Consider the following 14,086-nt stretch of genomic DNA (forward strand, 5'->3'; position numbering starts at 1 on the left):
TCAACTCGATGATCGCGGCCGTGTGGATGATCGTGTCGATGCCGGCCACCGCCGCCTCGCAGACGGCTTTGTCGGTGATGTCGCCCTGCAGCACCTCCAATTTCGGGTGCTGGGGTAGCGGCGACGGCGCACGGTCGAACGAACGGACCTGGTGGCCGCGCTCCAACAATGTCTTCACCAGGTTGGCACCGACAAAGCCGTCTGCGAGGCGGCGGTGGCCGGCATCGACACGATCATCCACACGGCCGCGATCATCGAGTTGATGGGCGGCGCGTCGGTCACCGACGAATACCGGCAGCGCAGCTTCTCGGTCAATGTCGGCGGCACCGAGAACCTGGTCGAGGCCGGTCGCAAAGCGGGTGTCCAGCGGTTCGTCTATACGGCATCCAACAGCGTGGTGATGGGTGGGCAGGACATCTCCAACGGTGACGAGACGATGCCCTACACCACCCGTTTCAACGATCTCTACACCGAGACCAAGGTGGCCGCCGAGAAGTACGTCCTGTCCCAGAACGGTGTTGACGGGATGCTCACCTGCGCCATCCGGCCCAGCGGTATCTGGGGCACCGGCGACCAGACGATGTTCCGCAAGCTGTTCGAAAGCGTGATCAAGGGCCACACCAAGGTACTGGTCGGCCCCAAGTCGGTGAAGTTGGATAACTCCTACGTGCACAACCTGATTCACGGCTTCATCCTGGCCGGCGAGCATCTGGTGCCCGGTGGTACCGCGCCGGGGCAGGCGTACTTCATCAACGACGGCGAGCCGATCAACATGTTCGAGTTCGCCCGGCCAGTGGTGGTGGCGTGCGGCGAAAAGTGGCCCACGCTAAGGGTTCCCGCTCCGCCGGTGCGTTTCGCGATGACGGCGTGGCAGCGCCTGCACTTCAAATACGGTGCGCCCGCACCGCTTCTCGAGCCATTGGCCATCGAACGGGTTGCCATCAACAACTACTTCTCGATTGCCAAGGCTCGCCGCGACCTGGGTTACGAACCATTGTTCACCACCGAGCAGGCGCTCAAGGAGTGCCTGCCGTACTACGTCGAGCTGTTCCACGAGATGAAGGCGCAGGCCCAGGCCGCCAAGAAGCAGCCCGCAAGTTAGCGGAAGCCGACCATTTGGGCGCCCCAGGCGTCCCGGATGCGCGCGTCGACGTCATCCACGACGGTGTCGTGTTTGTCGATGACCAGGCAAGCGCGATCAGTTTCGGTGTACGGCCGCCAATGTGGTTCTCCGGCCGGGCCTTCGGGGCTGCCGTGCGTCGCGAAATTTGTCCACCGGCTCTGCATTCGCGCCGAGACGGCCGTCGCCGTCTTGGCGCCACCGAGCTTCAAGGTGACGTCCTGCGGGCCACCGAGATTGCCCCACACGTAAGGCAATTCGGTGGCGTGGGCGGCCCCGACCAGCAGCAGCTTGAATAACGGTGTCGCATAGTCGAATCGGTACACGTGCACCGGTGCCACCCGGCTGTGCCCGTCGGCCAACCACACCGAGGGCATACGGAAGCCGATGTCGGTGGCCATGCTGATCGTCTTGCGGCGTCCCGAGTACGCCGACCCGACTTCTTGCACGGTGGGCAGTTGCAGGTCGGGTTGTTCGGCGGCGATCTGGTTGAACATGGTGGTGATGGCCCGCGGCGTGTGGGGCATCAGCGGCGAGCGCATCAATCGGAACAGCGCCGCCTCGCGCTTGTTGGTGCCGATGATCAACGGGACCGGCAGCGTGCGTCCTTCCTGCGCCAGCTTGACGGGTAGGTCGGGCAGCAAGTCGCCGTCCACGATCGGGACGAACGCCAGCGTGCCCGGGTTGCTCACGGGCACTTCGTTAAACACATCCGATGTGGCCGTGACAAGCGCCTCGGTCGGCACTTCGGTCAACTTGCTTACCTCGTCGGCACCGATGCCCAAGCGGTCCAGCACGGCCAGGGTGACGCGGCGGCCCCGCTCGCGGTCGTAGACCGAGGTCGCGGGTGAACTCTGCGCGATGGCGCGGACGAACAGGCCTTCGGCGGCCGGGCTGGCCAGCAGGGTGGTGACGAGCCCGGCACCGGCGGATTCACCGAACAACGTGACGTTGGCCGGATCGCCGCCGAACGCCGCGATGTTGTCGCGGACCCATGCCAGCGCCGCCAGCGCATCACGCAGACCGATATTGGAGTCGAAATCGCGGCTGTCGAAGGACGACAGGTCCAGGAATCCCAGGGCGCCAAGGCGGTAGTTGATCGAGACGACGACCACGTCACCGTTGCCGGCGAGCGTATGACCGTCATAGAGCGGCTGGCTGGCCGCGCCCATCACATAGGCACCACCGTGCAACCAGACCATGACCGGTTTTCCGGCACCCGGTTCGGCCATGGCGGGCGCCCAGATGTTCACTCGCAGGCAGTCCTCACCACGCGCGGCCCCCAGATCCAGCGGCATCTTGGGGACGACCGGTTGCGGGCAGGCCGGCCCGAACTCGGTAGCGTCGGCAACCTCGGTGGCCCGCTCCGGAGGTTGCGGCGCGCGGAAGCGCAGGTGACCGACCGGCGGCGCTGCGTACCGGATGCCTTTCCAGGTTCGTACGGCACCATCTTGGCGGCCCCGCACCGGGCCGTGGGTGGTTTCGACCACTAAATCGTCGTTCGACATGTCTCCTCTTAGCGCCAGCTGTGGACCCGACAGCAGTGCATAACCGTTAAGGTTGCGCTCAACACTGATGCGGAGGGTGGCCCGTTGCGGCATGGACACCGATTTCACGCTTACCCAGAAACGAGCCCTCGCGATCTTCACGCTGATCGCTTTGGTGTTCGGCGCGTATTTTCTCCGTAATTATTTTGTCCTGATTGTAGTTGCCGCCGTCGGCGCATACCTGTTCACGCCGCTTTTCAACTGGTTCAACAAGCGCCTGAACACCGGTTTGTCGGCAACCTTCACCTTGTTATCGGCGCTGGCCATCGTGATTGTGCCGGTCGGTTTGCTGGTCACGCTCTCGGTCGTTCAGATAGCCCGCATGGTCGACTCCGTGGCCGGATGGGTCAACTCGACCGACCCGAGCGCCCTGGGCGACAAGGTCCTGCACCTGGTGAACGAGCTGCTCGCGCAGGTCCCGTTCGTGCACGCGACGGTAACCGCGGAGACGCTACGCAAGGCGATGGTTTCGGTCGCCCAGACCGTCGGCCGCTGGTTGCTCCATTTCCTGCAGGACGCCGCCGGCAGCCTGGCCGGAATCATCACCTCGGCGATCATCTTCCTGTACGTGTTCATCGCGCTCCTGGTGAACCGCGAGAAGTTGCGCACCTTGATCGGTCAGCTCAACCCGCTGGGCGAGGAAGCCACGGACTTATATCTGAAGAAGGTCGGCTCGATGGTCCGCGGCACCGTCAACGGCCAATTCGTCATCGCCCTGTGCCAGGGTGTCGCGGGGGCGGCATCCATCTACATCGCCGGCTTCCATCACGGCTTTTTCATCTTCGCCATCGTGCTGACCGCACTGTCGATCATCCCGTTGGGCGGCGGGATCGTAACCATCCCGTTCGGCATCGGAATGACCCTGTTCGGCAATGTCACCGGCGGCTTGTTCGTGGTGCTCTTCCACTTCATCGTGGTCACCAACATCGACAACGTCCTGCGACCGATCCTGGTGCCACGCGACGCGCGGCTGAACTCGGCGTTAATGCTGCTCTCGGTATTCGCCGGCATCTCGATGTTCGGACCGTGGGGCATCATCATCGGCCCGGTGTTGATGATCATCATCGTCACCACCATCGACGTCTACCTGGCGGTCTACAAGGGCGTAGAACTTCGGCCCGTCGAGGAGAAGCCCGACCGCGGCAAGTGGTTGCCCAAAGTGCTTGCCAAACTGTCTAAGTCAGGCGCTCGGTGAGGAACTCGACCACGCGCTTGCGCGCCTCATAAGCCGGCTGTCCGTCAACCTCGCGGACCTCGTCGGTCAGCACCGAGTGCGCCATCCGGCCGAAGCCGTGTTCGTTGCCCGGCTTCGAGTCGATCTCGATCACCTCGAACGCGTCGCCGAGCCGATCCTTGAGCGTCTTGAACCGCTCCCCCGGGGCCATCGCGTCGGCGCTGAACCGCAACCCCATGGCGCACAGGCCCTCGTTGGCGCAGCGATCGGCGACCACCTCGAGTTCGGATTCACTTAAGCCCGGGTCGCGACGGTGCTTGGCGGTCAGCGGGAACGGCACCGACGGCTGGCTGAGCACGGGGGCCAGCACACTGTCGTCGACCGCTGCGGCCAACGCGAACCCGCCGGTGAAACACTGGCCGATCACCCCGACACCCTTGCCCGGAGTCGAGGCGTTGAGATCGCGGGCCAGCGCCCGCAGATACAACGACACGGGCCGCTGCTTGTTGAGTGCCATCGCCGCGAACTCCTTGGCCACACAGCCGCGCCCGATCTCGGCGACGATGTACCCGACCGTTTTGGACCGGCCCGGCTGGCCGAACAGCGACGGAATCGCGACGGTGAACCCGCTGTCCACGAGATGGTTTCCCAGACCCAGCACCCCGGGGTGGATGCCGGGCATCTCCGGGATCAGCACGACGCCGGGACCGGAGCCCTTGCGGTACACGTCGTGGGTGTAGCCGGCACCGGTGAACGGCTCGACCGCCCACCCGGACAGGTCTGCTTCGGGTGAGCTCACTAGGCGTGCCTTCCTCGTGCGGGTGCTAGTGCGTCGGTAACGGCGGTTGCGATTGCGTCGCCGCCGCCAGCGTACGGAACTGCTCCGGGGTGCCAGCGCCGGTGATCGCGATCTGGGTGGGGCCGGCCGGACTGGCGAGCCTGGTGGTCCACACCGGTTCGACCGGGCCGTCCTTGCCAGCACCTTGGTAGACCACCCAGTTGGTCCCGGCGACGTCGACCGCTCCGGTCGGGTACATGCCCGAGTGGATGGAACCGACCAGCTTGTCCTCGTCGGCGTTGCTCTGCGTCACGCTCAGATACATCCCGGTGGGGCTGATGTAGCCGACGGTCGAGGTGGCCGCATGCAGGCGCTGCCCCGCCGATGCGTCGGTGCGCCCACCTTCGATGCCACCCCGGCTGCCGGAATTGGGCTTCCAGCCCGCCGGCAGTTGCGGCAGCCGAATCGGGAATCCCAACGCGCCGGCGTCGGCGTGCAAGGCGGTTGCCGCGTCGTAGGACGGCACCGTGCCCCGGTTGGTCCCGCCCGGCTGAATCGAGCACATCCCCACCATGCCCGCCAGCAGGATGCAACCGATCACCAACGGCGCCAACGACCAGAACATGTCGCGACCGTCTTGCAGCAGCCGCGGCTTGGCCGGCTTGGGGACAGGCTGCGGCTCGGAGGTCACTCCCCGAGTATCCCAGCTCCAGCCGGGTGTTCTGCTTCTGGGACAATCACGAGCGATGATGGCACCAACCGTGAAGGAATGGCACCAACTATGAGTGCACAGGGACCCGGCCCGTCGCCGACCGCCGTTGCGGGCCTGTCGCCCGCCCGGGCGCCGCGCCGCGAAGCCCCGGACCGCAACCTTGCCCTGGAGCTGGTGCGGGTCACCGAGGCCGGGGCCATGGCCGCCGGCCGGTGGGTGGGTCGTGGGGACAAAGAAGGCGGTGACGGCGCCGCGGTCGACGCGATCCGCGAACTGGTCAACTCGGTCTCGATGCGCGGCGTGGTGGTGATCGGCGAGGGCGAAAAAGACGAGGCGCCGATGCTCTACAACGGCGAAGAAGTCGGCAACGGCGACGGTCCGGAATGCGACTTCGCCGTCGACCCGATCGACGGCACCACCCTGATGAGCAAGGGCATGCCGAACGCGATTTCGGTGCTGGCGGTGGCCGACCGCGGCGCCATGTTCGACCCGTCGGCGGTGTTCTACATGAACAAGATCGCCGTCGGCCCCGACGCCGCGCACGTGCTGGACATCACCGCGCCAATCGCTGACAACGTGCGCGCGGTCGCCCGTGTCAAGGAACTGTCGGTGCGGGACATGACGGTGTGCATCCTGGACCGGCCGCGGCACGCTCAGCTGATCGCCGACGTCCGTGACACCGGCGCCAGGATCCGGCTAATCACCGACGGCGACGTCGCCGGCGCCATCTCCGCCTGCCGGCCCGGCTCGGGCACCGACATGCTGGCCGGCATCGGCGGTACTCCGGAGGGCATCATCACCGCCGCGGCGATCCGCTGCATGGGTGGGGCCATTCAGGCGCAGCTCGCGCCCAAAGACGACGCCGAACGCCGCAAGGCGCTCGACGCCGGCCACGACATCGAACGGGTGTTGACCACCGAGGATCTCGTGTCCGGTGAGAACGTCTTCTTCTGCGCCACCGGCGTCACCGACGGCGACCTGCTCAAGGGAGTGCGTTACTACCCCGGCGGCTGCACGACCCAGTCGATCGTGATGCGGTCCAAGTCCGGCACCGTGCGCATGATCGAGGCCTACCACCGTTTGTCCAAGCTCAACGAATACTCGGCGATCGATTTCACCGGCGACACCAACGCCGCCTATCCCCTGCCTTAACTCCAACAAAGGAACCTCAATCCATGGCCGACACCGGCGCTGACGAAACCGAATACCGCATCGAGCACGACACCATGGGCGAGGTGCGGGTGCCCGCAAAAGCGTTGTGGCGCGCGCAGACTCAGCGCGCGGTGGAGAACTTCCCGATCTCGGGCCGCGGCTTGGAGCGCACTCAGATCCGTGCCCTCGGTTTGCTCAAAGGCGCTTGCGCGCAGGTGAATAAAGACCTGGGGTTGCTTTCGTCGGAGAAGGCCGACGCGATCATCGCGGCGGCGGGCGAGATCGCCGACGGCAAGCATGACGACCAGTTCCCGATCGACGTCTTCCAAACCGGTTCGGGCACCAGCTCCAACATGAACACCAACGAGGTGATCGCCTCCATCGCGGGCCGCAACGGCGTGACCGTGCACCCCAATGACGACGTCAACATGTCGCAGTCGTCCAACGACACCTTCCCGACGGCCACCCACATCGCGGCGACCGAGGCCGCGGTGAGTCATCTGATCCCGGCGCTGCAGGTTCTGCAGGATGCGTTGGCGGCCAAGGCATTGGAGTGGCAGACGGTAGTGAAGTCGGGTCGCACGCACCTGATGGACGCCGTTCCGGTCACCCTCGGCCAGGAGTTCAGCGGCTATGCCCGCCAGATCGAAGCCGGCATCGAAAGAGTGCGCGCCAGCCTGCCCCGGCTGGGTGAACTGGCGATCGGCGGCACCGCGGTCGGCACCGGACTCAACGCACCCGACGGCTTCGGCGTCAAGGTGGTCGCGGTATTGGTCGCCGAAACCGGCATTTCCGAGTTACGCACAGCGGCAAACTCTTTCGAGGCCCAAGCGGCACGCGACGGTTTGGTCGAGGCGTCCGGCGCGCTGCGTACCATCGCGGTGTCCTTGACCAAGATCGCTAACGACATCCGCTGGATGGGTTCGGGCCCGCTGACCGGTCTGGCCGAAATCCAGCTGCCGGACCTGCAGCCGGGCAGCTCGATCATGCCGGGCAAGGTGAATCCCGTTCTGCCTGAGGCGGTTACCCAGGTCGCCGCACAGGTGATCGGCAACGACGCCGCCGTCGCGGTCGGCGGCTTGTCGGGTGCGTTCGAGCTCAACGTCTACATCCCGATGATGGCCCGCAACATCCTCGAGTCGTTCAAGCTGCTGACCAACGTCTCAAAGTTGTTCGCGGAGCGCTGCATTACCGGTCTGGTCGCCAACGTCGACCACCTGCGCGAGCTGGCCGAGTCCTCGCCGTCGATCGTGACGCCGCTGAACTCCGCCATCGGGTATGAGGAAGCGGCCGCGGTGGCCAAGCAGGCGCTCAAGGAACGAAAGACCATCCGCCAGACTGTCATCGATCGCGGCCTGATCGGCGACAAGTTGTCGGAGGAGGAACTGGATCGCCGCCTGGACGTGTTGGCGATGGCCAAGGTGGAACCGGTCGAGTAGATCGGGCAGGTAACGGCGTCGCGCAGGTACCCTGCGGTGGACGCGGTTGTGTGGCTACCTCTGCGGAGGCGGCCGTAACGAGTAAGGGTGATTTCAGTAATGACGGTTCCCCCCGGCGGTCCCTACGGTCAGGATCCCTATGGTCAGGATCCCTATGGAGCCAACCCGTATGGGCAGCAACCACATTGGGGCGGCCAGCCCCAGCAGCCGGGACAGCAGCCCACGCAGGGCCAACCGGGTTCCTACCCGTACCCGCCGCCCGGCGGCCAATACCCACCGCCGGGCACCGATCCGTATGGCGCTCCCGGTTATCAGCCGCAGCAGTATGCCCAGCCCGGGCAGGTTCCGCCGGGCTGGCAGCCCGGACCCTACCCGCCCCCTGGTGGGCCGAACTCCAAGCTGCCGTGGCTGATCGTCGCCGGCATCGCGGTGCTGGGGGTGATCGTGCTGGTAGTGATTCTGGTGGTCGCCCTCAACAAGAACGACAGCACCCCCTCGGCCTCCCCCTCGGGGACCACCAGCGTCGCGACGTCCGGACCCGAGACCTCCATGCAGACCGCGACGGACTGCACCCCCAATGTGTCCGGCGGCAACAAGCCCAGCGGTGACACGGTTTCCGCGGGCAAGCTGTCGTTCCCCGCGAGCGCGACACCGGGATGGTCACCGTACGTGGACGACCAGAACCCGAACCTGATTGACGCGGTCGGCCTCGGCGCTGAAGTGCCGGGCGCCAGCCAGTGGATGATGCAGGTCGAAGTGGCCGTCACCAATTTTGTGACCAGTATGGACGTCAGCGCGCAGGCGTCGAAGTTGATGGACTGCATCGCCAAGGGTCCGGGCTATATCCAGTCGAACCCCACCTTGGGCGCCAAGAAGACATCCTCGATCACCGTCGATGGCGTCAAGGCCGCCCGGGTGGACGCCGACATCACGATCGCCGACACCAGTCGCGGCGTTAAAGGCGACTCGGTGACGATCATCGCGGTCGACACCAAACCGGTCACCATCTTCCTGGGCGCGACGGCGATCGGCGATACCGCATCGGCTGACATTGTCAGCAAAGTCATTGTGTCGCTGAAGGTCTCGAAGAAGTAGCCCGGCTGTTTCGCGGCTATTTCCCTAAATGGGTGCGGACACATGGGTAGGTTCGGAACGGCCGCGCAGCACCGTGGAGTAGCACTCCGCCCAGCGGCTGCGCTCGGCGTGTTCGGCGCGGTCGATCGCGGCGCCTGAGCACAGGATTCGCCGGTCGGAGGTCTTGGCCAGGTCGGCCAGTCGCGCGGCTTCGTTGACCGCATCGCCGATCACCGTGTACTCGTAGCGTTTCTCGGCACCGATATTCCCGGCGAAGACACGGCCCGCCGAAACGCCGATGCCGAAGTCCACCATCGGAAGTCGGCGCAGCTTGTTGCCCAGCGCGCGTGCGGTCGCCAGCGCCGCCGACGCCGGTTCGTCGGTGCGCAGCGGCGCGCCGAAAATGACCAACGCCGCATCGCCCTCGAATTTGTTGATCAGTCCCTGGTATTCGTCGACGGTGCCGACCACAATCCGGAAAAAGTCGTTGAGTACTTCGGCAACCTCTTGCGGCGGAAGGCTTTCGGTGAGTCTGGTCGAACCGACCAGGTCGATGTAGAGGACCGCGGCCTCCACCACGTCACCGGACAGGGTGGAGCCCTGCTCGAGGGCTAAGCGGGCTACGTCGGTTCCGACATGACGGCCGAACAGGTCACGTATGCGCTCGCGTTCCTCCAGGCCGGCAACCATGCGGTTGAATCCGCTTTGCAGACGCCCGATTTGGGAGCGTTCGTACACCCCGACGTAGGTGTCGGTATGCCCGTGCTCGACCTGGGCCATCGCGTCGGCGACCTCCGCGACCGGGTCCGAGATCGAGCGCGAGGTAAGGATCATCGTCGGCAGTCCGAGCACCAGCGCCGCCAACGAAACCACCAACACCGGCACATCCAGCGACGCCGACGGGTTGATCAGCCAACCGTACGAACGCATTACGACGAATGCGACGATCACGCAGATGGGCAGTGCGCTGCACAGAAACCACAACAGAACCAGTCGCGCGAGAACCCCGGGGACCGTCATCCGCGGTTCGCGGCCCCGGGTGGCAACGGTCATGATCGGCCGCAGAGTGCGTTGGGTGAGCAGCAGACCCGTGCCCGCTGCGGCGGCGCCACCGATGACCACGCCCGCCACGATGGGCAACAACAGCGAAAGCCCGCCGTTGAGGTTGAACAAGATCAGGATCGTGCCGCATGCGACCCAGACCGCGGCGAGCAGAGCTGATTGTCGACTGCCGAGTTTCATCGCGGCGTCTCGCTGCTGCTCGGTGGGTTCTTGACCCTCCACGTACCAGCGCAATGTGGGAGACAGCAGGAAACCGCCTGCTACCGCGACGGCCACCACGCCCAGCGATATCAAGAGCGCCACCAAAGCCGTGTTCTTCTCGGCGAAATCGGCGCTCACCGCCACCGAGGTGTGACCGCGCAACGGGATCAAGATGGCGACGGCATCGACGGCGGCGAGGATGTAGGCCACGGCAAGATCGGTTGCGTATTGAATCGAGAGCCTCAGTGCGGACTTCGGCGCCGCTGCCCCACCGCTAGGCACCGTTATTCGGCCCGCCCGAGTTCTGTCCTGGAATGTCGGTGATCGGGAAATTGGGCATCGGCTTAGGCGACGGAGTGTTGGGTAACGCCGGGATCTGGCTGGCCGGGATGTCGCGCAGCTCGTTGACGGGCGGACCGTTGTCCCGGCTGCCGTAGCTGCTGCCGGGTGCCCGCGGGCCGAGAAGTTCGCTGACCGTCACCAGGCGGTAGCCGTTGGCTTTGAGCACCGGGATGAACTGGTAGACCAAATCGACTGTGCTCGAGTAGGTGTCGTGGAACAACACCACCGAACCCGGCTTGATCTGCGACATCAGCAGTTGGCGCGTCGCCGCGGTGTTGGAGTCGTTGGCCCAGTCGAAAGGAATGACGTCCCAGAGGATCTCGGCAAGCCCGAACTTGGCCGCGCTTTGACGCACGGTGGCGTTGGACAGTCCGCCCGCGGGCCGGTACAGCGTGGGCCGGCGTCCGGTCGCGGCGGCGATAGCGTCGTTGGCGCGGGAGAACTGCACGTCGATGTCCTGCGCAGGAATCGTCGTCATGTTGGGGTGCTCCCAGGTATGACTGCCGATCTCCATCCCCGAGTCCGCGATTCGCTTGGCCCCACTGGGATTGGCGGCCACCTTGTTGCCGATCAGGAAGAACGTAGACCGGGCGTCGTTGTCCCGAAGGATCTGCAAGAGCCGGTCGGTGTAGGGACTCGGGCCGTCATCGAAGGTCAGGGCTACACACTTGACCACCGAACAACTCTGGTTGTCGGCGCGGGTGACGTGGCCGGTGAGGCCGCCGATCACCAGGACAGCGACCGCGGCCAGCACGCCCAAGACCATGCGCCCGTAGCGCCAGGCTTGGTTGTCGGGTCGTTTTCGCACGTTGCGAGCTTACCCGGCCTCTGGTGTGCACTCAGGGCAGTGAGTGTGCCTTGCAGGCCCGCGAGCGGCCGTCGCGTGTGCACTCAGGGCGGGATTCCGGCGATTTTCCCGCCCTGCATTCACACGCAAAGCCCAGGACGCACACTCGATACGCCGCGCCCGCCCGACACGCGGCGCCCTCAGTTCGGGCCGGTGATTTCCTCGAGCATCTCGGTAACCAGCGCGGCGATCGGCGACCGTTCGCTGCGCAGCAGCGTGATGTGGGCGAACAACGGGTGGCCTTTGAGCTTTTCGATCACCGCGGCGACGCCATCGTGACGGCCGACCCGCAGGTTGTCGCGCTGGGCGATGTCGTGGGTCAACACCACGCGGGAGCCGGTACCCAACCGGGACAGCACGGTCAGCAGCACGTTGCGTTCCAGGGACTGCGCCTCGTCGACGATGACGAACGAGTCGTGCAACGACCGGCCCCGGATATGGGTCAGCGGCAACACCTCGAGCATGCCGCGCGACAGCACCTCCTCGAGCACCGCCGGGCTGGCCAACCCTTCGAGGGTGTCGAAGACGGCCTGCGCCCACGGCCCCATCTTGTCGCTCTCACTACCGGGCAGATAGCCCAGCTCCTGGCCACCGACCGCGTACAGCGGGCGGAAGACGACCACCTTGCGCTGGGTGCGACGTTCCAGCACGGCTTCCAGACCCGCGCACAATGCGAGCGCCGACTTCCCGGTGCCGGCCTTACCGCCCATAGAGACAATGCCGACCGATTCGTCGAGCAACAGGTCGAGGGCGACCCGCTGCTCGGCGCTGCGGCCACGCAGACCGAACACCTCGCGATCACCGCGCACCAGCTGGACGCGTTTGGCGGGGGTGACCCGGCCGAGCGCATGCGAGCTCCCGCCGAGCAACCGAATCCCGGTGTGACACGGCAGGTCACGCGCCTCGGCCAGGTCGATCTCGCCGTCGGCGAACAACGCGTCGATGTCCTCGGCGGCGGTCTCGAGTTCGTGCATGCCCGACCACCCGGAGACGACGACGTCCTGCGCGTGGTACTCGTCGGCGGGCAGACCCACCGCGGCCGCCTTGACCCGAAGCGGAATGTCCTTGCTCACCAACGTGACTCGCCTACCCTCGGCGGCCAGGTTGGCGGCGCAACTCAGAATTCGGGAGTCGTTGCTGTCGGTGCGAAATCCGGCGGGCAGCACCGACGGGTCGGTGTGGTTGAGTTCGACGTGCAGGGTACCGCCCTGTGCGCCAACCGGAATGGGCTGATCAAGGCGACCGTGCTCCAATCGCAGGTCGTCGAACAGCCGCAATGCCTGTCGTGCAAACCAGCCCAACTCGTGGTGATGACGCTTGGCCTCCAGTTCGCTGATTACCACCAGCGGAACCACCACCTCGTGCTCGGCGAACCGGCTGCAGGCCCAGGGGTCCGACAGCAGCACGGAGGTGTCGAGCACGTACGTCCGGGATTCGGTCACGGGGCGCTCCTCGAGCGAATGACGCTCGGGCGGACCCACGCGAGCGTGTCGGCGGGGGCCGCGGCACCAGGACCGGGGCCGGTCCTGTCTATGTCATGACAGCAGTCGTGACCGAAGGTGCCGCCCTGGCAGCAGAGCAAATCGCTGGCCATCACCGGCGACGCTACTCCGGTGGTTACAACCCTGCAGTGCAGGCGCGCCGAAACAACGAAATCGACTGAGTATTCCGGTTAGTCGGTCACGAACGGCGCCAGCGCGGGCTCGTCTGCCAAGCCCCAGGCGGTGATCCGCTCGGAGATCACCTGCTGCAATTGCGCCTCGTCGAAGATGCCGGCATCCGCCACGTTCTGCAGCTTGTCTTCGTAACCTTCGATGTCGGCGCCGAGAACTTTCAGTTCGGCGGCACGGGCCGCGATCGCCCCGATCGTCTCGTCCCGGGCATAGCCCAACAGGTGGGCGACCAGGTTGTGGAAGAACTCCTCATGACGTGCCTCGTCGCGCGCGATCCGGTCGATCAACCCGGCCAGGATCGGCTCCTCGATCTGTGCGGCGAGGTTGTGGCAGAAGGTGGCGTGTGCGCGCTCGGAAAACGCCATGTACGCCAGGGTTTCGATCTGCGAGTACTCCTCGGCCCGGTAGCCCTTCATCACGTAGCGGACCCGCGCCTCCTCGTTGGCGGTCGGGTCGACTTCGCGTGTCACGACCAGGTATTCGCGCAGCGCGATCGCGTGCAGGTGCTCCTCGCCGGTCCACCGGCCGAGCCAGCGGCCCCAATAGTCCTCGAGGATGAAGTGCTCGACGAATTCCCGGTGATGGGCGGCCAGGTTGTCCTTGAGCAGCAGCAGAATTTCACACGCGTCGGTGATCGACCTGGGCAGGGTGGCCTGGGACGGGTCCCAGTCGCGCCCGCCGAGGAACGCGAAGTTCTCGCCGCGGTCGAACGGGACGTAATCGTGGGCGTACCAGATGTCCTCGGTCGCCAGGTGGCGCGCCATATTGGCTTCGACGACGGGCTCGAGTTCGAGGGTCAGCGCATTAGCGACAGGTTTCTGTGCCATGCAGTAACTGTAACCCGCAGACACACATGCTTTCAAATTCCTCGGGCGCGTGTCGCCCGCCCCGCGCCCCCCGCCCGCGGGGCCACCACACAAAACCGGGGGGAAAACCCCGCCCGGGGGGGTTTGGTGGGTGGGGCT

General features: G+C 65.6%; 13 protein-coding genes and 1 pseudogene. 6 read left to right on the plus strand and 8 right to left on the minus strand.

Going from position 1 to position 14,086, the window contains the following annotated elements; translation table 11 throughout:
* The coding region (locus A5634_RS27855) for an NAD(P)H-binding protein (protein ID WP_155769750.1) at positions 1–241 on the minus strand (241 nt) is incomplete at its 3' end.
* Between A5634_RS27855 and A5634_RS26685 the strand changes: the two are divergent.
* Positions 188–1,102 (plus strand): annotated as a pseudogene (locus A5634_RS26685) (3-beta-hydroxysteroid dehydrogenase); the annotation flags it as partial. The gene A5634_RS27855 and the pseudogene A5634_RS26685 overlap by 54 nt on opposite strands.
* Here the strand turns inward: A5634_RS26685 and A5634_RS26690 are convergent.
* The gene (locus tag A5634_RS26690) at positions 1,099–2,628 is read right to left on the minus strand and encodes a carboxylesterase/lipase family protein (RefSeq protein ID WP_065147041.1); all 1,530 of its coding nucleotides are present in this window, start codon (positions 2,626–2,628) and stop codon (positions 1,099–1,101) included. The pseudogene A5634_RS26685 and the gene A5634_RS26690 overlap by 4 nt on opposite strands.
* A gap of 91 nt (positions 2,629–2,719) precedes the next feature.
* On the opposite strand from A5634_RS26690, the gene A5634_RS26695 reads away from it, so the two are divergent.
* Positions 2,720–3,862 (plus strand): AI-2E family transporter, encoded by a 1,143-nt coding sequence (locus tag A5634_RS26695; protein ID WP_065147032.1) that lies wholly within the window; start codon positions 2,720–2,722, stop codon positions 3,860–3,862.
* Here A5634_RS26695 and A5634_RS26700 read toward each other — a convergent pair.
* Both A5634_RS26700 and A5634_RS26705 read right to left on the minus strand, forming a co-directional pair.
* Complete coding sequence (locus tag A5634_RS26700; protein ID WP_065147033.1) at positions 3,843–4,640, minus strand: dienelactone hydrolase family protein; 798 nt, start codon at positions 4,638–4,640, stop codon at positions 3,843–3,845. The two genes, A5634_RS26695 and A5634_RS26700, sit on opposite strands and share 20 nt — an antisense overlap.
* 25 nt (positions 4,641–4,665) lie before the next feature.
* On the minus strand, positions 4,666–5,310 hold the full coding sequence (locus A5634_RS26705; RefSeq protein ID WP_065147034.1) for a DUF4245 domain-containing protein: 645 nt from the start codon (positions 5,308–5,310) through the stop codon (positions 4,666–4,668).
* A gap of 90 nt (positions 5,311–5,400) precedes the next feature.
* On the opposite strand from A5634_RS26705, the gene glpX reads away from it, so the two are divergent.
* The 3 genes from glpX to A5634_RS26720 all read left to right on the plus strand — a co-directional run bounded on the left by glpX (position 5,401) and on the right by A5634_RS26720 (position 9,017).
* Positions 5,401–6,483 carry a class II fructose-bisphosphatase gene (glpX, locus tag A5634_RS26710; RefSeq protein ID WP_065147035.1) on the plus strand — a complete coding sequence of 361 codons (1,083 nt, stop codon included), beginning with the start codon at positions 5,401–5,403 and terminating at the stop codon, positions 6,481–6,483.
* A 23-nt stretch (positions 6,484–6,506) separates the two neighbouring features.
* On the plus strand, positions 6,507–7,922 hold the full coding sequence (locus tag A5634_RS26715) for a class II fumarate hydratase (protein WP_065147036.1): 1,416 nt from the start codon (positions 6,507–6,509) through the stop codon (positions 7,920–7,922).
* Between the two features lie 99 nt (positions 7,923–8,021).
* A complete protein-coding gene (locus A5634_RS26720) occupies positions 8,022–9,017 on the plus strand; it encodes a hypothetical protein (RefSeq protein ID WP_065147037.1) in 996 nt (331 codons plus the stop codon).
* A 24-nt stretch (positions 9,018–9,041) separates the two neighbouring features.
* Here the strand turns inward: A5634_RS26720 and A5634_RS26725 are convergent, their stop codons facing one another.
* The 3 genes from A5634_RS26725 to A5634_RS26735 all read right to left on the minus strand — a co-directional run bounded on the left by A5634_RS26725 (position 9,042) and on the right by A5634_RS26735 (position 12,890).
* The gene (locus A5634_RS26725) at positions 9,042–10,493 is read right to left on the minus strand and encodes an adenylate/guanylate cyclase domain-containing protein (RefSeq protein ID WP_065147042.1); all 1,452 of its coding nucleotides are present in this window, start codon (positions 10,491–10,493) and stop codon (positions 9,042–9,044) included.
* 40 nt (positions 10,494–10,533) lie between these two features.
* Entirely contained in the window at positions 10,534–11,409 is an 876-nt protein-coding gene (locus A5634_RS26730; RefSeq protein WP_065147038.1) for a polysaccharide deacetylase family protein, read from the minus strand.
* Between the two features lie 179 nt (positions 11,410–11,588).
* The gene (locus A5634_RS26735; protein WP_065147039.1) at positions 11,589–12,890 is read right to left on the minus strand and encodes a PhoH family protein; all 1,302 of its coding nucleotides are present in this window, start codon (positions 12,888–12,890) and stop codon (positions 11,589–11,591) included.
* 95 nt (positions 12,891–12,985) lie between these two features.
* Here A5634_RS26735 and A5634_RS30075 point away from each other — a divergent pair, with 95 nt between their 5' ends.
* The gene (locus A5634_RS30075; RefSeq protein WP_301337132.1) at positions 12,986–13,111 is read left to right on the plus strand and encodes a hypothetical protein; all 126 of its coding nucleotides are present in this window, start codon (positions 12,986–12,988) and stop codon (positions 13,109–13,111) included.
* A 9-nt stretch (positions 13,112–13,120) separates the two neighbouring features.
* Here the strand turns inward: A5634_RS30075 and A5634_RS26740 are convergent, their stop codons facing one another.
* Positions 13,121–13,948 carry an acyl-ACP desaturase gene (locus tag A5634_RS26740; RefSeq protein WP_065147040.1) on the minus strand — a complete coding sequence of 276 codons (828 nt, stop codon included), beginning with the start codon at positions 13,946–13,948 and terminating at the stop codon, positions 13,121–13,123.
* Positions 13,949–14,086 lie beyond the last annotated feature (138 nt).

Origin of the sequence: Mycobacterium asiaticum (genome assembly GCF_001673365.1) — a bacterium.
Taxonomy (GTDB): Bacteria; Actinomycetota; Actinomycetes; order Mycobacteriales; family Mycobacteriaceae; genus Mycobacterium; species Mycobacterium asiaticum_A.